Annotated in this window: 22 protein-coding genes; 19 read left to right on the top strand and 3 right to left on the bottom strand. The window is 41.6% G+C overall.

Features of this window, described 5'->3' with window-relative positions; translation table 11 throughout:
• Positions 1-124: 124 nt before the first annotated feature.
• The 6 genes from KJS58_RS11690 (at position 125) to KJS58_RS11715 (ending at position 4,450) form a co-directional block, all read left to right on the top strand.
• Positions 125-1,033: an NAD(P)/FAD-dependent oxidoreductase gene (locus KJS58_RS11690; protein ID WP_213532676.1), complete on the top strand. Its 909-nt coding sequence runs from the start codon at positions 125-127 to the stop codon at positions 1,031-1,033.
• A gap of 151 nt (positions 1,034-1,184) precedes the next feature.
• Entirely contained in the window at positions 1,185-1,343 is a 159-nt protein-coding gene (locus tag KJS58_RS11695) for a hypothetical protein (RefSeq protein ID WP_213532677.1), read from the top strand.
• Entirely contained in the window at positions 1,321-2,178 is an 858-nt protein-coding gene (locus KJS58_RS11700; RefSeq protein WP_213532678.1) for a prohibitin family protein, read from the top strand. The genes KJS58_RS11695 and KJS58_RS11700 overlap by 23 nt, the downstream gene beginning before the upstream one ends.
• Positions 2,179-2,458: 280 nt before the next feature.
• Positions 2,459-2,797, top strand: a complete 339-nt coding sequence (locus KJS58_RS11705; protein WP_213532679.1) for a DUF3243 domain-containing protein — start codon at positions 2,459-2,461, stop codon at positions 2,795-2,797.
• Positions 2,798-3,045: 248 nt separating this feature from the next.
• The gene (locus KJS58_RS11710) at positions 3,046-3,600 is read left to right on the top strand and encodes a hypothetical protein (protein ID WP_213532680.1); all 555 of its coding nucleotides are present in this window, start codon (positions 3,046-3,048) and stop codon (positions 3,598-3,600) included.
• A gap of 235 nt (positions 3,601-3,835) precedes the next feature.
• Positions 3,836-4,450 (top strand): hypothetical protein, encoded by a 615-nt coding sequence (locus tag KJS58_RS11715; RefSeq protein ID WP_213532681.1) that lies wholly within the window; start codon positions 3,836-3,838, stop codon positions 4,448-4,450.
• Positions 4,451-4,569: 119 nt separating this feature from the next.
• On the opposite strand, the gene KJS58_RS25850 is transcribed toward KJS58_RS11715, so the two are convergent.
• Positions 4,570-5,286, bottom strand: a complete 717-nt coding sequence (locus KJS58_RS25850) for a hypothetical protein (RefSeq protein WP_249717204.1) — start codon at positions 5,284-5,286, stop codon at positions 4,570-4,572.
• A 198-nt stretch (positions 5,287-5,484) separates the two neighbouring features.
• On the opposite strand from KJS58_RS25850, the gene KJS58_RS11735 reads away from it, so the two are divergent.
• Positions 5,485-6,384: an NAD(P)/FAD-dependent oxidoreductase gene (locus KJS58_RS11735; RefSeq protein ID WP_213532685.1), complete on the top strand. Its 900-nt coding sequence runs from the start codon at positions 5,485-5,487 to the stop codon at positions 6,382-6,384.
• A gap of 58 nt (positions 6,385-6,442) precedes the next feature.
• Here the strand turns inward: KJS58_RS11735 and KJS58_RS11740 are convergent, their stop codons facing one another.
• On the bottom strand, positions 6,443-6,586 hold the full coding sequence (locus KJS58_RS11740; RefSeq protein ID WP_213532686.1) for a sporulation protein YjcZ: 144 nt from the start codon (positions 6,584-6,586) through the stop codon (positions 6,443-6,445).
• A gap of 308 nt (positions 6,587-6,894) precedes the next feature.
• Here KJS58_RS11740 and KJS58_RS11745 point away from each other — a divergent pair, with 308 nt between their 5' ends.
• Complete coding sequence (locus tag KJS58_RS11745) at positions 6,895-8,160, top strand: MFS transporter (RefSeq protein ID WP_213532687.1); 1,266 nt, start codon at positions 6,895-6,897, stop codon at positions 8,158-8,160.
• Here the strand turns inward: KJS58_RS11745 and KJS58_RS11750 are convergent.
• Positions 8,137-9,033: a LysR family transcriptional regulator gene (locus tag KJS58_RS11750; protein WP_213532688.1), complete on the bottom strand. Its 897-nt coding sequence runs from the start codon at positions 9,031-9,033 to the stop codon at positions 8,137-8,139. The genes KJS58_RS11745 and KJS58_RS11750 overlap by 24 nt on opposite strands.
• 161 nt (positions 9,034-9,194) lie before the next feature.
• Here KJS58_RS11750 and KJS58_RS11755 point away from each other — a divergent pair, with 161 nt between their 5' ends.
• The 11 genes from KJS58_RS11755 to KJS58_RS11805 all read left to right on the top strand — a co-directional run bounded on the left by KJS58_RS11755 (position 9,195) and on the right by KJS58_RS11805 (position 22,836).
• Positions 9,195-10,124 carry a DMT family transporter gene (locus tag KJS58_RS11755; protein WP_249717205.1) on the top strand — a complete coding sequence of 310 codons (930 nt, stop codon included), beginning with the start codon at positions 9,195-9,197 and terminating at the stop codon, positions 10,122-10,124.
• Between the two features lie 112 nt (positions 10,125-10,236).
• The gene (locus KJS58_RS11760; RefSeq protein WP_213532690.1) at positions 10,237-11,337 is read left to right on the top strand and encodes an amidohydrolase/deacetylase family metallohydrolase; all 1,101 of its coding nucleotides are present in this window, start codon (positions 10,237-10,239) and stop codon (positions 11,335-11,337) included.
• Between the two features lie 40 nt (positions 11,338-11,377).
• Entirely contained in the window at positions 11,378-12,421 is a 1,044-nt protein-coding gene (locus tag KJS58_RS11765) for a DgaE family pyridoxal phosphate-dependent ammonia lyase (RefSeq protein ID WP_249717223.1), read from the top strand.
• 6 nt (positions 12,422-12,427) lie between these two features.
• Positions 12,428-13,189: a 2-dehydro-3-deoxy-phosphogluconate aldolase gene (gene dagF / locus KJS58_RS11770; protein ID WP_213532692.1), complete on the top strand. Its 762-nt coding sequence runs from the start codon at positions 12,428-12,430 to the stop codon at positions 13,187-13,189.
• Positions 13,176-14,204, top strand: a complete 1,029-nt coding sequence (locus KJS58_RS11775) for a sugar kinase (protein ID WP_213532693.1) — start codon at positions 13,176-13,178, stop codon at positions 14,202-14,204. Before dagF ends, KJS58_RS11775 begins: the two co-directional genes overlap by 14 nt.
• Before the next feature lie 7 nt (positions 14,205-14,211).
• Positions 14,212-14,928, top strand: a complete 717-nt coding sequence (locus KJS58_RS11780; protein WP_213532694.1) for a GntR family transcriptional regulator — start codon at positions 14,212-14,214, stop codon at positions 14,926-14,928.
• A gap of 77 nt (positions 14,929-15,005) precedes the next feature.
• Entirely contained in the window at positions 15,006-16,055 is a 1,050-nt protein-coding gene (locus KJS58_RS11785) for a substrate-binding domain-containing protein (protein WP_213532695.1), read from the top strand.
• Positions 16,056-16,550: 495 nt separating this feature from the next.
• Positions 16,551-17,915, top strand: a complete 1,365-nt coding sequence (locus KJS58_RS11790; protein WP_249717225.1) for an ABC transporter substrate-binding protein — start codon at positions 16,551-16,553, stop codon at positions 17,913-17,915.
• 134 nt (positions 17,916-18,049) lie between these two features.
• On the top strand, positions 18,050-20,977 hold the full coding sequence (locus tag KJS58_RS11795; RefSeq protein WP_213532697.1) for an extracellular solute-binding protein: 2,928 nt from the start codon (positions 18,050-18,052) through the stop codon (positions 20,975-20,977).
• 16 nt (positions 20,978-20,993) lie between these two features.
• On the top strand, positions 20,994-21,962 hold the full coding sequence (locus KJS58_RS11800; protein WP_213532698.1) for a carbohydrate ABC transporter permease: 969 nt from the start codon (positions 20,994-20,996) through the stop codon (positions 21,960-21,962).
• A 4-nt stretch (positions 21,963-21,966) separates the two neighbouring features.
• Positions 21,967-22,836, top strand: a complete 870-nt coding sequence (locus tag KJS58_RS11805; protein WP_213532735.1) for a carbohydrate ABC transporter permease — start codon at positions 21,967-21,969, stop codon at positions 22,834-22,836.
• The last annotated feature ends 13 nt before the right edge of the window (positions 22,837-22,849 follow it).

Raw genomic sequence — 22,849 nt, forward strand, 5'->3', positions numbered from 1 at the left:
ATGCAGAACATGGTCTCTTTTTTGTTGTTCGTACACCTACGTTTAAAATAAACCAAAATGTTTAAGGATAATGGAGATGATCTTTTGGATAAATAGATAGAACGAGAAAGAAGGTAGGGATAGGATGATACAAGATTGCATTATTGTAGGTGGAGGAATTGCTGGACTTCAAGCGGCTATACAGCTAGGGCGTTACGCGGAGCATAAGGTGCTCGTTATTGATTACGGAGAAGGCAGATCAAGTTTATGCCGAAGCTATCATAATATATTAGGTTTTCCGGACGGAATATCAGGAGAAGAACTTCGGAAGAGAGGAAGACATCAAGCGGAATCCTATGGAATAGAGTTCATTCATGATCGTGTCGTTAAGGCACACAAAGAAGAGGGGGGTTTCACATTAACAGGAGAAAACGGCACAGAATATAAAGCGAAAACACTACTGCTTGCAACCGGATTAACGGATCGTCATCCTGAACTTCCAGGTCTGAAAAATACGCTTGGCATGTCCGTCTATGTGTGCCCAGATTGCGATGGATATGAGATTAAGAATAAAAAAACAATCATAATGGGTTCGGGAACAGCGGGTGCGGGTATGGCTCGTATTCTCTCCAGCAAAACTCCCGATTTGACATACATTAATCATGAGCAGGCGGATATCCCAAGTGAAATTCTTCAAAAACTAAAAGATAAAAAGATTGAGTATATAGAAGAGCCGATTGAAAAAATAGAAGAACAAGAAGATGGGATGATTTCCACTGTTATTTTAATAAATGGGAGAAGAATAGAAGCGGAACGCGGATTTATTGCTTTTAGAAATAACAAAGTTCATTCTGAGCTTGCTGAGCAACTTGGAGCAGAAGTAGCTGACAATAAACATGTAGCAGCTGATGGAAGATCCCGTATGTCCACAGTGGAGAATTTATGGATTGCTGGAGATCTTGGCATTCATTCAGAACAAGCCGCAGTTGCCATGGGTGACGGAGTCTTGTGTGGAATCTGGATCAACAAAACCCTCCATCATATGAAAAAATAAAACGATCCCCCTCAAATAGGAACATCACGTCCTATAGAGGGGTATTTTTTTGATGTTTTTTAATGATGTACCATCAAAAACAGCGTCAGATGTAGTTAGTCATCATTTTGATACATACATATAAAGTAACGTCTATTTAGGAAGTGATCATATGCCGTTTATTGGCGGGATTATTTTAGTCATCATTTTAGCTTTTGTAGTGTGGATGCTGTTAACTCCAGTCTTTACTAAAGTTGGAGAGAAAGTGACGAAGAAATATAAACAATTTACGAAAGAGGAGAGTGCGAATGAAGAATCTAAAGACGTTTAAAATTGGCGGAATCGTGATCGGAGCTGTAATCATTATTGCTTTAATAGTGGTTAGTTTATTTGTAACACGTATCCCAAACGGTTATGTTGGCGTCGTTTATTCACCAAATGGGGGAGTAAAGGATAATACGCTAAGCCAAGGTTGGAAACTGGTAGGGGCATTCGACAAGGTTACTAAATATCCAATTCGTATTCAAACGGTAGAATACAAGGATATTCAGATTGCAACTTCCGATGGTAAAAGTATCACCATTGATTTTGCTTACAACTATCAAGTAGAACCAGATAAGGTATCATCCATTTTTAATAAATTTGGCCCGATTAGTATCGAAGAAATTGAAGACACCTATTTGAAAACAAGATTTCGTGATGCCGCACGTAAAGGAATTTCTAAGTTTACTGTAATTGATGTATACGGAGAGAAATCATCGGATGCAGCAATCGATGTACAACAACGTTTCTCTGATGACGTGGCAGGACTTGGTTTCATTGTTTCCAATGTAACGGTTGGGGTGCCGCAGCCAGATGCCAAAACACAAGAAGCTATTGATAAACGAGTAGAAGCTTCTCAAGAACTTGAACGTAAGACTACGGAGCTTGAGATTGCTAAGAAAGAAGCAGATAGAAAAAGAGTGGAAGCACAGGGTAATGCTGATAAATTGTTAATTGAAGCAGAAGGCCAAGCCAAGGCAAATGAAGTGCTGCTGCAATCATTAACGGATGAATTAGTACAATATGAAACCGTGAAGAAATGGGATGGCGTATTACCGTATGTAAGTGGATCTAACACACCCGTGATCCAGCTGCCTACTCAGAAGGCGGAAACAAGTAAATAGCAATAGGGGGAGGAAACTCCCCTAATACTTTATGCAATACCCTAAGTTCATCACGCAAGATGTATTCCATTTCATTGTGGTTTTCAGAGAACAAGCTGCAGTTGCCATGGGTGACAGAGTCTAATGTGGAATCTGGATCAACAAAACCCTTCGTAAAATAAAAAAATAAAGGAAGTTGTGATTTTCCATAGCTTTTTCTGTTTCAAGGATGGAGACAAGGTTAATAAAAAGTAAGACAAGTTATGGAAAAAAGTAGAATGTGAAATTGGAGTGATATCTGATGTCAGAACAAACACATATGATTAATAAAGATAAAGAAATGAAGCTTGACCAGGTAGAGAACGTGATAGAGCGAATGGATGCCGAGCAGAAAGAAGATATTTTGGAAAGCTTTGATGCGTTCAAACAATATCTTAATAAACGCGTCTCACTCGGTGAATCTCTTGGTCTAAATGAAGAACAGTTGTCAAAAGTAGCCCAAAAAGTAGCGGATATTTTAGCAGCGAAGGAAGAACCGCGTAATCGGGAAGAAAAATTGCTTCAGGAACTTTGGAATGTTGCCGATCCAGAGGAGAAAGATACGCTGGCAAGCATACTTGTGCGGTTTGTTAAAAATTAATCTGGATCATTTGTAGGCGGGTCCCTTAGGGGACCCAAAAAACATTAAAATGAAAATTTATTATATTTTTAATAACAACTTTGAAACTCTTTCATCATTTACAACGTTTATAATATATCTAGAGCTGAAAAGTGCACAGAAATGAAAATTCACCCTGTTTTTGATGGATGTACAGTTTATTCGACTCTAGGAACTAGTCAGATGATTTTCATTAGGGGAATCATGCTGAACATGAGGAGAGATGCAAGATGAAAAAAACAATACTGGCAATAAGTTTATTAAGCGTGATTTTTATGGGTTCCTTTACATATGGAAATTTGAATTATGAGGCATCGACGGTCTTAGCAAAACCAAAGAATCCCGAGATTCAGACGGAAAATAAAGATATAACGGATACGACCAAAGAAACCATTTATATAACAAATATCAATAACATAGAAGGACAACTTGAAATTCAGGCAGATGATATCGAGTGGTTCGAAGGTAAGGCTGCGGATGAGGCTCTTGTCAAAAACGAACCGAATGCTGGCATCGACTATGCGCCAGATGGTTATTACATCGTTAATGACGAACCTTCGACTTACGAGCTAAAAGTTGCTCCTGATGCGGAAGTATTGGTGCAAATTTACGACCGTACAGGTCAACCAGAAGATATTGATATCAACTGGAACGAAAAAATCAGTCTTGAAAAATTCATCGCTCTCTACAATCAGAAAGATAACTTAGATATGAGCCAATTCCCTTATCATGTTACCGTTCAAGATGGAGAAGTGATTCAAATCGTTCAGCAGTATATTCCTTAAGTTATAACGTAAGGTTTATTATAAAAGAATAACGAAAAGCCCCTTCCTACTAGGTAAGGGGCTTTTCGTTACAGACTGCAGGCAAACTAGTCAGCTGAATGGGTAGCATTACTTTTCAAAAACACTACTAGCACTCAGCCTTTAAATCCTGATCTTGAGGCACCGGATAATCATTGGGGATATTAATGGTGTAAACAGTTTTACACACATTAAATGAGGTTTATAGGAGGGAATTATGAAGAATTTTATAAGTTTAACATTTAGCGTATTTTTGTGCCTTGCTTTGATAGCATGTTCAGGTGAGAATAATAATGCTCAAACTCCAGATGCACCAACAACTTCAGAAACATCAGAAACTACTAGCCAAGTAGATTATGGTCTAATGGACCTAGCTAATATTTATGAAGATTTAGGTGGAATAGTAGAAGATTCAGCACTGATCGTTGAAGTAGAAATTCCCGGTACAACAGAGGAAATAACTTACGGTGGTGCCGATTTTGTATTATCTGATGCAACAGTAGTTGATGTGATTTCAGGAGATACATCATATAGCAATGAAGAGATCGAGTTGTTTGAAGTGAAATCTTTTGATATTAATCGAACCTTAGAAGATGGGAATCGTTTTATATTGTTTCTAGAAAAATATGAAGGACCAGTCTATGAGGAGGAAGCTTTTGTAATTATAGGAGCTTATCAAGGGAAGTTTAATATTGATGAAAACAATAATGTCGAATATAAAGCATCTGAATATAATGGAATCACTATTTTTCAATCCGAAATAACTCCAGTCTCTGTTGAACAATTCAAGCAAGAAATAAAAGATATAGTTAAGGAGCAACAAAAAAATTGAAGTTTTTAAAACGAAATTGATGAATTAATAGCCGTCTTTTAACGGCGAAAAGCCCCTTCCTACTAGGTAAGGGGCTTTTCGTCATTAAGGAGACGGATAAACATTGTTATGGAAGATAATTATGGTGTCTCTGTCTCTGTAGTAGTATTTACTGCGCCGTTCTGTGCGGGTCCTCCGAATTCTTCATGAACTTGTATAGATATTGCATTCTGAGTTCCCTCTTCAAGAGTAATATTCACAATGTCGTCAGCTTCTAGTTCGGTTGAAGGCATAGTAGTAGAGTCTGTAATCGTAATTTCCATTGTTTCATCCGTAAAAAGATTGTCCATACTTGGCGGTGCAGCTCCATCCGCTGGCATTGCAGGGACTGTTCCTTCAGGAGCTTCTCCTTGTTTTGGTGGAGTGGTTCCTGTTCCCGAGCCAGCAGCAGGCACTTCACCTTGCGGAGCCTCACCTTGCGGAGCCTCACCTTGCGGAGCCTCACCTTGCGGAGCCTCACCTTGCGGAGCCTCACCTTGCGGAGCCTCGCCTTGTGGAGCCTCGCCTTGTGGAGCTTCACCTGCTGGAGGTTTCCCTCCATTCCCTTCTCCAGGCTGGGTAGAAGAAGTATAGATGGTTAGTGTACTGCCTTCGATCGATTTAACTTTACCCAGTAACAGGGTGCCCTGTGTTTCTGAGCCGTTTGCATTTGCAGAAGTGGAAGTATCCGTTTCTGTTACTGCGGATGGATTCGACTGTGCATCGTCTGTAGTTGATCCGCAGCCTGATAACAAGGTGAGAAGTAACGCACTCACTAGGCTCAAAGACGCAAGGGTTGAGCTTTTTTTTCGTTTCATAATCGAATTCTCCTTCAATGTATGTGGTTTTTAAGATTTCATTAGTCTATTTTACGGTGTTCATATGAACTGAACATGTACGGAAATGCAAACTCAGCTGAAAAATCCATGAATCAATAATGAAGTTATAGAGGACGTAGAACGATTACCTACTGCATATAATGCCTAGTGAGATCGCGAGATAAAAGAGGTGTAAATATGTATGATTGTATTATTATCGGGGGAGGACCCGCAGGACTGAGTGCAGCGTTAGTCCTTGGACGATCCATGCGGGAAGTCCTCCTATTTGATCATGGAAAACCAAGACATGCACCTGCCCGTCATTCTCATGGTTTTATAACCAGGGATGGAGTTACACCATCTGAGTTCAGAAGACTAGCTCATATGGATCTAAGTGCGTACCCTACCATACAAAAGAAAGAGGAAGAAGTAGTAGATGTCCGCCATCATCATCGCGGAGGATTTGAAGTGCTGTCTTCCACTGGAACGCGCGAAACAGCCAGAACATTACTTTTAAGTAACGGGATTCAGGAAAAATTACCTCAAATCAGAGGCTTAGACTCTTTTTATGGTCAGAGTTTGTTCAGTTGTCCTTACTGTGATGGTTATGAAATAAGAGGGAAGAAGCTTGTTCTCATTACGGAATCTAAGAATGCTTTTGCAACAGCACAGATCATTCAACATTGGAGTAAAGCATTAGTGTTATGTACGAATGGACATTCCATAGTAACACCAGATCAATACCGGATGCTGCAAGTCCGAGGAATCCAGGTAACAGATCAGCCCATTCATGAGCTATTTGGTAAAGATGGCCAATTAGCAGGCATTGCATTTACCAATGGAGATAAGCTTTCCTGCGAAGCTGGATTTGTTACTCCACAGCTGTCACATTCAGGTCATCTTAGCTACAATCTACGTTGCCAATTGAATGACAAAGGAGCCATTCAGACGGATGGTTACGGTCGTACTTCGATTCGGGGAATCTATGCTGCTGGAGATAATTCTGTTATCACACCGACCCAGCTAGTCATTGCCGCAGGAGAAGGAAGTAGGGCGGCAATTGGGATCAACATGGATCTGATTCGTGCTGATTTTTGAGCAAAAGAAAAGAAGACTCCCGTATATTTAAGGGGTCTTCTTTACGATTCTCATCTGCTTAGTAACTACAAAATGCACTGGCGATAATAACAAGAAGGATAAAGAGTACTAGAATTGCACCAATCGACGACTTAGATCCTCCGCCATATCCAAAATTATTACAACCACAATCGAATCCACCACTACGTTGATCATTGCTCATATGAACTGACCTCCTCTCAACAACCTCCTGCATCTTATGTATGGAGAGCGGCAGAAGATTGGGCTACTTGATAATCTGCCCGAAATTTGGGCGCGGCTTATCTTTAGGTTGTCATATGAACCAGAATACGTTATGCTAATGGATAAAATTTCAAGGGGAGATAATAATGAACATTACATGTCTTATGAACAGTAACAAACGACAGAGAATAATGAGAAAAGGAGGAGATCATGATGAACAAAGTTAATGCAGGGCATCCGGTGTAACGTATATAGCCAAATGCCCTCTACATAGAGAGGGATGTAACCATGAATTTGTATGCATTTAAAAAGAGACATGCTCACTTTTTGCTCACAAGTATAGGAATTTCTCATATTGGCGATTGGATCTATCTGATTGCTATTAATTTAATGATTCTTCATATGACAGAATCCCCAGCAGCGGTCGGGCTATTATATATTCTTAGGCCCATTGCTACGATGATTACTGCAGGATTTGCCGGAAGTTTGGTAGACCGGTGGAATACACGGAATATGATGATTTGGCTTGATCTATTTCGGGCTGTTTTGATCCTCGCAGTTCCCTTTTTACCTTCTTTACCTCTTATTTATATCTTCGTATTTCTCATCAGTATGGCTAGTTCTTTGTTCGAACCGGCTTCACTCGCCTTCACCGTTTCTTTAATTCCTACTGCTTTACGTAAAAAATATAATGCATGGGTTTCTTTGACTCAGTCAGGTGCTTATGTTATTGGTCCTGCGGCAGCAGGTGGTTTGTTTGCCATATCGAGCAGTAAAACTGCGATCATGGTAAATGGGATCTCATTTCTATTGTCAGCACTTCTTCTTACTGGTTTACCTAGTATGGGATCTGCCTCTACGCTTGCTCAGGAAGAAGCAGAGCAAAGTCGTGGTCCTATAAGTAAAAAGTGGAGGATGCTAAAAAAAGACTGGTGGGTCGTATGGCACTTTAGTAAAACACATGTAAAAGTAATCATGATCTATGGACTATTTCATGGGATTATGATTATGGCTGCTGCTTTGGATTCACTGGAAGTTTCTTTTATAACACAAGTCATTCACAGCAGTGATTCACAGTACAGCATGCTCTTAAGCATCACCGGAATTAGTTTTTTGCTAGGTTCATTTATTCAGACTCGTATGGTAGATAGACTGCATACCATGTTATTGCTGGGCTATGGTGCGTTACTATTTTCAACAGGTTATGTTGTTTACAGTTTTTCACATCATTTGGTTGTTGCAGGTATGGGGTTTGTTATCTTGTCATTCTTCCAAGCCTTTATGAATACAGGTTATTATACATACATCCAGAATGAAATTCCTGTCTCTATGATTGGTAGAGTTACGAGTGTGTACAGCTTAATTCAGTCCTTTCTTGAGATGATTATGATCTGGCTGATTAGCAGGTTTGCTGAATTTCAAGATGTGAAATCAGCAGTAGTGTCCGCTTCATTGCTCCAGTGGATGGTCGCCATAGTACTGCTGGTTTATTGTATATACTTTATGTTGCTTGAACGACGAAAAGTAGATTCAACTTCGAGAGTCATCCAGTAAATGTTGTAGACGTAACCAGTCTTGAATCGCTTGGAGAAACCTGCTGGCAGCTGGGGAAAGTTCTGATAATGAAGGGGCCGCAATCCCGATTAGACGGTATGGTTCTTCTTCAATGGGGATAACACGGACGGTATCAGGGAGTCTGGAAAGTACCATTTCAGGCAAAATGCTGATACCAAGTCCATGTTGAACCATCCCAATGATCGCCTGTTCTTCGGCAATTTCATATTTTATATTCAGCTTTGTTTTATGTTCTTTGATCATCGTCTCAATCTCATCATCACCTCCCCATTTTGGCATAATAAAGGGTTCATTACTCAGCGCAGTAAGAGAAACAGAAGGGGCTTCGGCAAGCGGATGTTCACTTGAAACGATACATACCATACGATCTTTCTTCAAAGGAATGTTGTCTAGCTGGGATTGTCCTTGCAGTGTAATAAAGCCAAAATCAACGACACCAGAAGTAATCCAGTTTTTAATTTCCGCATAGTCACCTTCTCTCAGTTTAATTTGTATCGCAGGAAATTCTTGGTGAAAAGATTTTATGACACCAGGAAGCCACTGAGAAGAGACGCTGGTAAAGGTACCTACGCGTACTGTGCCTGTCTGAATTCCATGAAGTAAATCAATTTCTTGCTGCAGCATTTCCTGCCACTTTAGAATTTCTCTCATGTATTGGTAGATTCTTTCCCCATTTGTGGTGAGCTGAATTCCAGACTTCGCCCGGATAAGAAGGGGGAATCCGCAGTCTTTTTCTAGGCTTAAAATGGCGTGACTAACAGCAGATTGCGTTAAGTTAAGGATGGTGGCCGCTTTCGTCAAGCTGCCGACTTCAACGACAGTACATAAAATCACATATTTAGTTATACTCACAACGATTTCTCCTTACATGAAAATGTTTCATGTTATGTATTATAAACATTCATTTTTCTAATGGAAAGACTTGTTATATACTTTGTCTTGCTCTTATGAGAGCGGCTAGCTGACATATATAACAGGGAATAAGGGAGAAGAAGAAAGACATGTTTAGGGGAATGGATACAAAAAAACAAGCGGATTTGCAAATGCTGTTAGTCACTCTTTTATGGGGGTCTTCCTATTTGTTTATGAAAGAAGGTCTAGGCAGTATTCAAGAAATCAACCTAATTGCCTTACGGTTTGGTTTTGCATTTCTGCTGCTTGGTATATTGTTTTATAAAAAATGGTCTTATGTGACTGTAAGGCTTGTAGGACAAGGATTTATATTAGGTGCAGTTCTGTTTATGGCCTTTGTATTTATAACTTATGGCGTCAAACGGACAAGTACTTCTCAGGCAGGTTTTCTAATCAGTTTATCTGTCGTCTTTGTACCACTGTTTACCTCATTATGGGGACGAAAGCTTCCAAGCAGAAAAATGGCAGGGTGCATTATGCTGGCTGTAATCGGAATATCTTTATTAACACTAGATCAAAGCTTGAGTATTGGATCAGGAGATCTATTATGTATTCTAGGGGCGATGATGTATGCGGTATATATTATTGTCTCTGGAGTAATGGTGCGAAAAGGTGATGCTATCGTACTCAGTATTTTACAGCTTGGTTTCGCCGGCGGGATTGCTTTCATCTTTTCATTCCTATTTGAACAGCCAAAACTTCCGAATTCAAGCGGAGCATGGATAGCAGTTATGGGGCTGACTATACTGTGCAGTGCAGCAGCTTATACACTTCAAATTTTAGCACAGCGGCATATGACTTCAACGCGTGCAGGACTGATATTCTCACTTGAGCCTGTATTTGCAGCCGGATTTGCTTTTGTTTTCTACGGAGAACGCTTGCCTTGGAATGGGTTCGTTGGTGCGTGTTTAATCTTATCAGGGGTGCTGCTTACAGAGATTACCCCGCGTTTGCCTCAGCGGTTTAGAAAACAAAAACACACAGAACAAATAGGTGTTGAAATAAATCTTAGTGAAGGATCGTCGACATAGACGATCTTTTTATTTTTTTATAAACATTATAACGTTATATTTACCTAACAGGAAAACTGTGTTACCCTAATCTCATAAATAATTAGAAAATATAGGAATAAGGAGGAGTGGTATGGGTATAACGATTCTTCGCTCCGTACGAACGGCAGATCATCCAGAACGCTTTGATTTAATAATTAAAGATGGCATAATCGCGGAAAAATCAGCAACGGGTACAGCATGTGGAGACGAAATCTTGGATTGCAGTGATTTGTTCGTCTCCAGCGGCTGGATTGATATGCATGTCCATGCAATGGAAAGTTATCGACCTTATGGAGATGAAATCGATGAGATTGGAGTACGGCAAGGTGTCACTACGATCGTTGACGCTGGCAGCTGTGGAGCTAATGATATCGGGAAACTGGCTGAACTGAGTAAAATAACGGCTACGAGGGTACTCGCCTTTCTTAACATTTCCCGCATAGGGCTGGGTGAACGGCAGGATGAGCTAAGTTCTGCGGGATGGATCGATGAGAGAGCGATAGAGGCTTCAATTCGTGAGTTAGGTTCCTTTATCGTTGGACTTAAAGCCCGGATCAGCAGAAGTGTGGTTATGGATGAAGGTATTCGCCCGCTTCATATGGCAAGATCTATGTCTGACAAAACAGGATTGCCTCTTATGGTGCATATCGGTTCAGGACCGCCTGAAATCGAAGAAGTGCTGAACTTGCTTCAGAGTAAAGATATCATTACTCATTATTTGAATGGCAAGGAAAATAACGTTCTAGATGGTAAAGGGGAAGTGTTACCTGCTTTGCTTGCTGCTATAAAACGGGGAGTGCATTTAGATGTGGGTCACGGTACCGCAAGCTTCTCTTATCAGGTAGCGGAAAGGGTGAAAAAATCGGGCATTCATCCGGGTACTATCAGCTCCGATATATACCGGGGAAATCGAAGAAATGGCCCTGTACATAGCTTAGCTGAGGTCATGAGCAAATTTTTACTACTTGGCTATTCTCTAACAGATATCGTGAATGCGGTTACAGTGCAAGCTGCGACTTGGCTGAAGCGGCCTGAACTCGGACGAATTCAAGTAGGGGATAAAGCGAACCTCACTTTATTTAGACTTGTTCAAGGACAATATTTATTGGCCGATTCCATGGGCGAGATTCGTAACACACAGACAATAATTGAAACGAAGGGAGCAATCATCGGTGACAAGTTCTATTCTTGAGCAATACGGATTAAAACGTGTAATTAATGCAAGTGGGAGAATGAGTATTCTTGGCGTATCGGCACCAACAGACACTGTTATGGAGGCAATGAAACAGGGCGGGCAGCAGTATGTAGAAATTGCGGATCTGACGAACAAAGCAGGAGATCACATTGCACGTGTACTAGGCTCGGAGTCAGCAGTTGTAGTGAATTCGGCATCAAGCGGGATCGCCCTTTCGGTCGCTGCAATGGTTACCCAAGGAAACAAGAGAAAAAGCGAAAAATTACATCAGGAACCCATTCAAAAGAATGAAATCGTTATGCTGAAAGGTCATAATGTGCAGTATGGGGCCCCGGTTGAAACGATGGTTTATCTTGGCGGGGGCAAACTTCTGGAAGTTGGTTACGCGAACGAAGGGAAAAAGGAACATATCGAAGAAGCAATTAATGAGCGAACAGCCGCTATTTTATATGTCAAATCCCATCATTGTGTCCAGAAAAATATGATATCCGCAGAGGAAGCCTATGAAGTAGCACAAATGTACCAAATTCCTCTCATTATTGATGCAGCAGCAGAAGAAGATTTAACGAGCTATATCCGGATATCGGACCTGGTCATATTTAGTGGATCCAAAGCGATTGAAGGTCCTACTTCGGGCATTGTAGCAGGCAAAAAGCAGTATATAGATTGGTTGAAAGTACAGCTGTCCGGTATTGGGCGGAGTATGAAAGTGGGGAAAGAAACGACGTTTGGACTGCTGAAAGCATTAGACGAATACCAGATGAAAACAGACAAAAGTGATCAGGAGAAACAAGAACTGCAGCAGCTTGCTCCTCTTTCCAAACTTAATGGAGTAGAGATGTCGATCGTACAAGATGAAGCAGGCAGACTTATATATCGCGGTCGTATTCGGATTCAGGAACAAGTAACAGGGATTAGCGCTGCTGAGGTTGCAGAACAGCTTCGTACTGGAGATATAGCAATTTATACCCGTGATTACGGGGTAAGACAGGGCTATTTTGATATCGATCCAAGATCGCTAAAAGAAGATGATATGAACATCATTTACTCACGTATTCATCAAATTATATCGGGGGAATAGAGCTATATGACGACTATGGAGAAACGTTTATATAAAGGCAGGGCGGCCCTGAATGTACTGGCTGGTAGTGTGCAAAATGCCAAAGAAATCTTTGAAGCAGCGGATGGATATGTAGTCATCGGTGTTTTATCTAAAAATTATCCAGATGCAAATTCTGCAGTGGAAGCAATGAAACAATATGGCGAAGTATGTGAAGATGCAGTGTCCATTGGGCTTGGTGCAGGGGATCCAAGACAGTCTGAAGTTGTAGCTGAAATTGCAAGAGAATATGCGGGAACGCATATCAACCAAGTATTTACTGGAGTAGGTGCAACTCGTGCGAGTCTGAACGGAAAAGCAAGCTGGATTAACAGCCTTGTTTCTCCTTGTGGAAAACCGGGATATGTGAATCTCTCGACAGGTCCACTAAGTTCTTCTGCCGCGGAGAAGGCCCTTGTACCTGTGGAAGCAGCCATAGCTCTTGTCTCTGATATGGGAGGGAATGCATTAAAATATTTTCCGATGAATGGACTGGATACAAAAGAAGAATATATGGCTGTAGCGAGTGCTTGTGCTAAAGCAGGATTTGCACTAGAGCCAACCGGAGGAATAGATAAAGAGAACTTCCGTGAAATTCTAAAGATTGCACTTAAAGCCGGAGTCCCTGCAGTGATCCCTCACGTATATTCATCCATTATTGACAAAACGACAGGTCAGACCATCATTCAGGATGTTCAAGAGTTAACGAATATTCTAAAGTTCGAGGTGGATGCTTATGACAACGGGTAACCGTAAGCAGATTACATCATTTGGAGAAGTTATGATGCGGCTGGAGGTTCCCTCCCATCTGACTTTGAGTCAAAGCCGCTCGCTGAACTATTCCTTCTCGGGAACGGGAGTCAATGTGGTTGCAGCTCTTATAAAGCTTGGGCATAAAGGCGCTATCGTAACCACACTGCCTGCCAATTCATTAGGAGATGCTGCAGAGGCAGCTCTTCGAGGACTCGGTTTTGATATGAAGTACGTACGAAGGGAAGGGCAGCTGCTCGGATCTTATTTTCTTGAAACAGGATATGGGTCCAGAAAAAGTAAAGTAACCTATGCTAGTCGTGTCAATAGTGCGTTTAACACAACTTCACATCATGCTTACACAGACTTATCTTTTGCTGAAGACAGTCATTATTTTCATCTATGCGGGATTGGACTCGCGATGAATGAAGAGATGAGATACATAATGAAAACACTGGCAAACGTGGTAAAATCAAAAGGCGGATCCGTCATCTTTGATTGCAACTTTCGGGCATCCCTATGGTCAGAAGATGATAAGAAGCAGGCGAGGACTCATTACGAAGATATGCTGCATCTTGCCGATATTGTGATGATGAACGAACGTGATGCAATCTCTTTGCTAGGATATAAGTCATCTTCTGCGGACCGAATAGAGCAAATCAAGGAACTTATTCCACAGATTGCGAAAGATTATGATATTCGTGTCATTTCGGGAACACAGAGAACGATTGAAGCTGACAGTCATTTTATCCAAGGTTTTTTATATCACAAAGATAAAGGGCTTACGTTTGGAAAACCGATGAAGGTACAAGTCCTTGACCGAATTGGTGCAGGGGATGCCTATACTGCTGGCGTGATTCATGGGGAGATTTGTGGATACGATCCAGGGTACACGGTTCAGTATGCAACCGCTGCTTCCGTCCTTGCCCATACCATCGTCGGAGATACAGCTCCGTCTTCAGAAGAGGATATTCTTCAGGTTATGAATAAGCAAGTGTTAGATATTGAAAGGTAGTGATTCTGTGTCCCTGTCAAGAAAAAAAGGGCCGCTTTATTTACAGCTAAAAAAAACGATTCGTGATCGCATTGTTCACGGCATATATCCAGTGGGTTCACTTATTCCCTCAGAACCGCAATTGGAAGAAGAATTTAAAGTGAGTAAAATGACGGTGCGCAATGCGATTCAGGAGTTAAAACAAGAGGGGTATGTACAGAAACAGAGCGGAGTCGGTACGACGGTGCTTCGAAATGCGGCTTCACCTCCACTATCCAAAGGTAAGAGATTTACAGAAATCCTGGTGGAGCAAGGGGATCGAATTGATAAGAAATTAATTGATAAAAAAGTGGAGCAAAACCGTCCAGACAGCGAGGCATACCATTTATTCGGCCCCTCATGTCTCTGCATAAAGCGACTTTACTATTTGAATGAAGAACCTTATATCTTTTATGAACACCGAATTTCACCTGATGCAGCAGGCAGATTAGACTGGATTCAGGGTGCTGATTTCTCTTTGTATGAATGGCTGGAAGAACAAAATGTTGTAGCTGAACGTTATCAGGATCAATTCACAATCGGTCCGCTGCCTGCAGAGGTTGCCAGGGAACTTGCGATGCAAGAAGGAGAAATCGTACTCCAAAGACATCGGTATACGTATGATGAGAGGAATCATGCCATAGAGTGGAGTATTGGCTACTATAATACAAATCTCAAGCCGTACATTGTAGATTATCAGACATAGAGTAGGCTTCTTACTCTGGAATATGATAAGATGTCGCTATATTGTGAACATTTTGACCATAGAAAACAGGTGAGAAGATGCGAAAAAAAGTGACAATGCAGCAAATTGCGGATACGGTCGGTGTGTCTAAATTCGCTGTATCTAGAGCACTCACAGGCAAATCTGGAGTTAGCGAACAAACAAGAGATAAGATCATTCGTACTGCGGGACAGCTGGGTTATTTTAAGAATGGATTTGGCGGTGCTTCAAGAGTTGCTGCGTTAGAGCAGGAAAAAGAAAAAGAGCTAACCCCCGATTGGCGAAAACAGACGGGTACAGTTTTGGTTCTATTTCCGAATATAAGGTATCAAAATAAGGATTCTTTATATTGGGGACCTATGTTCGAAGGCATATCTGCAAGGCTCAATGAGAAGGGATTCGATATTCTGACTTTAACTGAACCATCTTCGGATAAAGTGTTCTCGCTACTAAATCCCGATGCGATTCAAGGAGTGATTACGGTGGGTGCTGTATCTTCTGCGCTGTTGCTTGAATTTCAGCGTATGCAGATCCCTGTAGTGATGTTGGATCATTCCGATTCGGCATTTCACTGTGACACCGTTTTTAGTGACAATATTAGTCTCATGAGAGAGATGATGAATCAACTAATTGCAACCGGATATCGCAAGTTTCAGTTTGTAGGGAATATTTATGATGCACCCAGCTTTTTAGAACGATGGACGGCGTTTCGAATGACTCTCGATGAGCATAACATTCCTTTAGAGCAGAACATGAAATTGTTCCACGAAGAAACGGAGGGACTCATGGGAGCGGTAAGTGAGATTCCCAAAAGTCAGCTTCCCGAAGTATTTGTGTGTGTAAATGATTCAACCGCACGGTTTGTCCTGGAGCAATTATCCAACCAAGATGTGTCCGTACCGGAAGATTGCGCTGTGACGGGTTTTGATAATGTGGAAACAGATCTTCCGCTGCTGGCTACAGTTGATGTGAATAAGTCATTACTTGGAAGAAGGGCAGTGGATCAATTGTTATGGAGAGTAGATCATCCGTCTTTGCCGGTGGAACGTCTTTTGATCCATGCAGATCTCATATTCAGGGATACATATATGACAGCAAAAAGAGGTTAAGCTAACCATACGAGAACCATTAGTGATGGAATATATTTTCCATGATTAATGGTTTTTTTGCTTTTTGTTTTCTTTAAAGTTGATAACAAAAAAGATAATGAATCAATTTTGTTATGTATCATAAATGACCCGATCGGGATATGAAATCTGTAATTAGAATTCATAAATTAGTTAAATGTATAAATATCACCGGGAACTTGAAGGATCTAACCTGTCATAATATAGACAAAATTAAAAAATAGAGACCTACAAGATGGTTGTATGCTCGCCACAAGAAAAAACCAAAAACATGATAAAAAATACAGATACATACTATTTGGATAACAAAATACCACCTGTGTAAAATATTGTTTGACTAACATTAGATAGTGGTGTTATTGTTGTTTTGTAAAATGATTCCACTGATTTTTAAGGGTGCGATCATTTTTAGATAACAGTTAGCTATACTGTAATAAGGTGTCATCATTACGAAGGGGGCTATGTACTTTGAGAAACATGAAAGCGCTTTTAATTCTATTGTTGGTGTCGTGTTTTGTGATTGTAGCCGGATGCAGCGGAGGAAAAACAGCAGAAAATCCAGCTCCGCAAAAAGAAGTGGAAGAAAAAACTCCAGAAAAGACGGAAGAACCACAAGCACCTGCTGTTGATCTTGGTGGTAGAACAATCAAGCTGTCAGCATGGTGGGACCTTGCACCTACCGATGCAGATGCTACAGGGCAAGCATTGGTTGAGCAACAGAAGAAAGTAGAAGAAAAGTATAATGTGAAAATCGAATACGTTAACGTACCCTACGAAGAGTATATGGATAAGTTTACTACATCCGTTCTTGCAGGGGAACCATTCTCCGACATAGCCTACCTTGAATACAAGAGTGCTGTACCTACGATCCAAAAAGGCCAGCTTCTCAAAATTTCCGAATTTACTACACCCAATTCTAGTATTAACACAGATCAGCGCTTAGCGAATGCAGGACCACCGCTTCTTGGAGAACAATACGCTTTCTATGGCGGAGTCAAAGGAAATGGCGGACTTGGAATTCACTATAACCGAGATCTTTTTGAAAAACTTGGACTTCCTGACCTTCAACAATTGTATGACAATGGTGAATGGACTTGGAGCAAATTCCTTGAAATCGCAAAACAAGCAACAAAAGATACGAATAATGACGGCAAAATGGATACTTACGGATTCTCCGGCTGGGCAGCTGTAGTCGGTCGTAACTTTATTGCAGCGAATGGTGGTAATACCGTTCTTGACCCACAAGAAGGTGAGTCCAATGCAAAAGAAGGTCTTACGGATCCAAAAGCAATTGAAGCCATTGAACTCTTAGCATCTTTATACAGCAACAATGTAGTAAAAGTGAAGACAGGAGACAAAGTGAACTGGGAAGAAGGCGACACTTTTAAAGACGGAGACGTAGCGATGTTCCATGGAACACAGTGGATGATCGGAGATCTGAACTTTGAAGTCGGGGTTGTCCCTTACCCAATCGGACCAAAAGGAAGCCCAGAAGTTACTTATGCAGACACAGCTGTAAATGCTTACTTCATTCCTAAAGGTGTAGAAGATCCAGAAGCGGTATATCAAGTGTTTGAAGAACTATTTGACGTTCCTCAATTAGAAGAGTATCCAACGCAAAACTATTTGGAGAGCTTATACTCCACAGAAGATGACACACGTATTATTCGTGAACATATTACAGGCACAGGACTTGTAGCATTGGATGAAGCTTACCCAGAGTATCCATACAATGATTTTATTGCTGATGTGATTGTGAATAATGCTTCCGTTGCATCTGCAGCGGAGAAATTTAAACAACAGGCGCAAGCTTCGATCGACAAGCTGGGAGCAGCCAAATAAGTATGAAGTTTAGCAATCTACGAGAACAGGGGAGCGTTATTAAAACTAGCTCCCTTTTCCGTAGATTCATCTGCCTAAGATAGCAGAGGGGGGAGTTACTATTGAAGGGCCAGAGAAGAGTCCGCTTATGGATCATGAAAAGTATCATTGTTGCGGGTTGTGTATCGCTTGTACTTGCCGGAGGTAACAGTCAATTGGCCTTTGCTACTTCAGTAAACACGGATCATGTTGAGTTGGAAAAGGCTGATTTGTCATCATCGCCAGCTTCAACGATAGAAGATAATAGCTTTCAACTTTCCAGTACCGAATTCTACAGTGAATATATGGAGAAGCATAAAGATGAACCTTTCCCTACAAGCGAAATCGTATTAGGTGCGGATAAGGTAAGTGAACTGACTGGGGAAGACAGCGAAATCATCACTGATTTTGAAGGGAAAACCGGAAAGTCCGTGAAAACCGGAGAAAAAAGCAGTGTCACGTGGACTTTTGAAGTAGCAGATCCAGGTTTGTATCAGCTGGAAACGAGCTATTATCCAATCGAAGGGAAAAGTTCTGCCATAGAACGAAGTGTTCTGATTGATGGGAAACTTCCTTTTCAAGAAGCAGCTTTCATTCAGATGGACAGAGTATGGGGCAATGTAAAAGATGAGCCGCAGCAAGATAATCGAGGAAATGATCTGAGGCCTCAACAGCAGGAAAAACCAGTATGGCAAACGACTTTGTTTAAAGATTCCAATGGTTATTATGAAGAGCCATTTACTTTTTATTTTAGCAAAGGAAAACACACATTAACACTTACATCCCAGCGTGAGCCAGTAGTGATCAGTGAAATCAGACTGTTACATGAGGAGCTTCCGCCCGAATATACTACATATGCTGCAGAGTATAAGGATCAGGTGCAGCGTACGCCTGACGATGTGTCCATAGAACTTCAAGCTGAGAAAGCGTCAGCCAAATCCTCACCTACTCTCTATCCGCTAATGGATCGTTCTTCGCCGGCAGTAGAGCCTTATAGTCCATCTGTATCTAAAATCAATACGATAGGCGGATATAACTGGAGAATTCCTGGACAGTGGATTGAATGGAATGTAGAAGTTCCCGAGGAAGGCATGTACGAGCTCGCTTTTAAAGCAAAGCAAAACTTCTCACGAGGCGTCTATTCTACTCGAAAAATTATGATTAACGGAGAAGTTCCTTTTCAGGAAATGAATAGAGTATCCTTCCGTTACAAGAGCAGCTATGCGATGCAGGTTATGGGGGATGACACACCTTATTTATATCATTTGAAAAAGGGAACAAACGTCATCCGAATGGAAGTTAGCTTAGGCGAATTTGCTTCACTGATTAGAGAGGTACAAGAAAGTTTGACTGAACTGAATGCCATGTACCGAAAGATATTAATGATCACAGGTACAGCTCCAGATGAAGTTCGAGATTATAGACTTAGTGAACGAGTGCCTAATATTCTTGATGTTTTTGCAAGTGAAAGCGAGCGATTAAAAGCAGTAGGAAAACGTTTGCGAGAGTTGTCTGACGAAAAAGGGGATCAAGATGCACTGCTCAAGACGATGGCTTTGCAGCTCGATGAAATGATTGAAGATCCAGATACAATACCTAGAAGGTTATCGGCTTATAAAACCAATACAGGAGGACTTGGAACTTGGTTGCAGCAAACAAGGGAACAGCCACTCGAAATTGATGCGATCTATGTTACTTCTCCTGGAAAGAAAGTTTCGGAAAAAGGGATGGGATGGTTTGCTCGAACTTGGCATGAGATCGTAACCTTCTTCTATTCTTTCTTTATTGATTATGACCAAATTGGTAATGCCGCAACGGACAATACACAAAAGACAATTACGGTTTGGATTGGAAGCGGACGTGATCAGGCCAATACCATTAAGGCGATGATTGATGAAACGTTTACGCCGGAATCTGGAATACAAGTTAACCTTAAGCTTGTTCCGATGAATTCCCTGCTACCTGCTACTCTTTCGGGTGAAGGACCCGATGTAGCAATGCAGATGGGGAATGATGTTCCTGTGAACTATGCGATGAGGAAAGCAGCGGCCGATTTGTCTCAGTTTGATGATTTTAATGAAGTGAAACAGCAGTTCAGAGAGAGTGCTATGGTACCTTACACATTTGAGAACGGAGTATATGCGTTACCTGAAACGCAGACCTTCAATATGTTATTTTACCGAAAAGACGTACTAGAAGAGCTTGGGCTTCAAATACCGCAAACGTGGGAAGAAGTAGGAAGCCTGCTGACCGTACTTGATAAAAATCATATGGACTTCGGCTTACCGCTGGTCACTCAGCCGCAATATCCTGGTGAAAACGTTCCGCCGAATTCCGTGTACTCGATGCTCTTATTCCAAGGCGGCGGTGAGTTCTACAGAGATGGAAGCAAGGAATCTAACCTGGACTCAAAAATCGGAATGGAAGCGTTTAAACAGTGGACTGAATTTTATACGGACTACAAGTTGGAGCGTGAATACGACTTTGCGAACCGATTCAGAACAGGTGAAATGCCGATTGGCATCGCAGATTACACTACTTATAACCAATTGACTGTGTTTGCTCCCGAGATTCGCGGAATGTGGGGATTCACTATGATTCCTGGTACCGTGCAAGCAGATGGATCTACCGACCATACGGTTGCCAGCGGCGGAAGCGGTGTCCTGATGCTCGAAGATGCAGCAGACAAACAAGCGGCATGGGAATATATGAAGTGGTGGACAAGTGAAGAAACGCAGGTCAAATTCGGAAGAGAAATGGAAGGGCTTATGGGTGCAGCAGCCAGATATCCAACGGCGAATATTGCGGCACTAGAGAAACTGCCTTGGCCAGTCGAAGATTATGAAAACCTGCAAAAGCAAATGGAGTGGGTAAGAGGAATACCGGAAGTACCAGGTGGATATTTTACGGGTCGCCATCTCATTAATGCCTTCTATCGTTCCGTTGATGGAAAGATCGAACCAAGAGAAGCACTCATGGACTATGTACAGTATATCCAGGATGAAATTCGAGTTAAACGTAATGAATTCGGTCTGCCGGAGTAAAGGAGGGTGAGACGTCATGTCTGATTTACAACTTAAAAATAAGGTGAGGGGCGTCCCTCCAGAGGAACGTTCGCTTCGGCGCCGTGAACGGCGGAAACAAAAGCTTCATCAGATCAAAATTAATAAACATTTGTATATCTTGATGGCGCCTTACATGATTCTGTTTTTAATGTTTACGGTATTGCCTGTTCTATTATCTATTGTGATTAGCTTTACCTATTTTAATATGCTCGAAATGCCCAAATTTGTAGGGTGGCAGAATTACACAAGATTGTTTCTAGAAGATGATATTTTTCTTATTGCTTTGAAAAATACATTTTTATTCGCTGCCATCACAGGTCCTGTCAGTTACTTGGCTTGTTTTATTTTCGCATGGATTATTAATGAACTCAGCCCGAAATTACGGGCATTTATGACCCTGATTTTTTACGCACCTTCTATTTCAGGAAACGTATTTTTTATCTGGCTCCTGATCTTTTCGGGAGACCGTTACGGAATTATCAATGGTTTGCTTATTAAGCTAGGTATTCTGCTGGAACCGATCCAGTGGCTCAAAACAGAAGCATATATCATGCCTATTATCATACTCGTGCAGCTTTGGCTAAGTCTTGGAACTGGTTTCTTGGCATTTATTGCGGGACTGCAAACGGTAGATAAGACGCTCTATGAAGCAGGTGCAGTGGACGGAATAAAAAACCGCTGGCAAGAGCTTTGGTATATCACGCTGCCTTCGATGAAACCACAGCTGATGTTTGGTGCTGTAATTCAAATTACTTCCTCGTTTGCCGTGGCCGATGTATCCATCCAGCTGGCAGGTTTTCCGAGCGTCAACTATGCTGCAGAAACGGTCGTTACTCACTTAATGGATTTCGGAACCATTCGGTTTGAGATGGGCTTTGCATCCGCCATTGCAACCGTCTTGTTCATGTTAATGGTTGGTTCTAACATGATTATTCAAAAACTGCTCAGGAAAGTGGGTGAGTAAAGCGATGAATTTTACGCTCGGCATGTTCCGTAAGAAAAGAGTGAATCGCTCTTTCTGGGGCAGCTTCTTCCTCTTCCTGCTCCTTGCCGTTATCGGTGCGTTTATGGTCCTGCCTTTGGTCTATGCGATCAATGCCGCCTTTAAACCGCTGGATGAAATCTTTATTTTTCCACCGACATTGTTTGTGAGAAATCCTACCTTAGATAACTTTGCAGACTTAATAAATCTGCTGGGGGCTTCGTGGGTTCCTTTTACAAGGTACATCTTTAATACGATATTTATCACAGGAGTAGGGATCGTTGGGCACGTACTTTTAGCATCAGCAGCTGCTTACCCGCTGGCGAAACATCGTTTTCCAGGGAGTAACGTAACGTTTAAACTCATTGTGCTCTCACTGATGTTTACTCCTGCTGTAACTGCTATTCCTACGTACATGATCATGTCGTTTTTAGGATGGGTTGACACTTACTGGGCTGTCATTATCCCGGCATTCTCTTATCCACTGGGGCTGTATCTTATGAAACAGTTCATGGAACAGATTCCTGATGCACTGATCGAAGCAGCGAAAATCGATGGTGCAACGGAATATCGGATTTTTTGGACCATCGTAATGCCTAACGTAAAGCCTGCATGGCTGACTTTAATTATTTTACTATTTCAAATTTTATGGGGAACGGATGGCAACGGCTTTATTTATAGTGAGCAGCTCAAGACACTAACTTCGGCAACCACCAATATCGTACAAGGCGGGATCGCAAGAGCTGGGGTTGGGGCAGCGGTTGCACTGATGATGATGAGTGTGCCGATTACGATTTTTGTCTTCTCACAAAGCCGGATAATTGAAACAATGGCCACATCCGGAATGAAGGAATGAGGAGGGGTGGATA

This window comes from Paenibacillus sp. J45TS6, from assembly GCF_018403285.1.
Taxonomy (GTDB): domain Bacteria; phylum Bacillota; class Bacilli; order Paenibacillales; family Paenibacillaceae; genus Paenibacillus.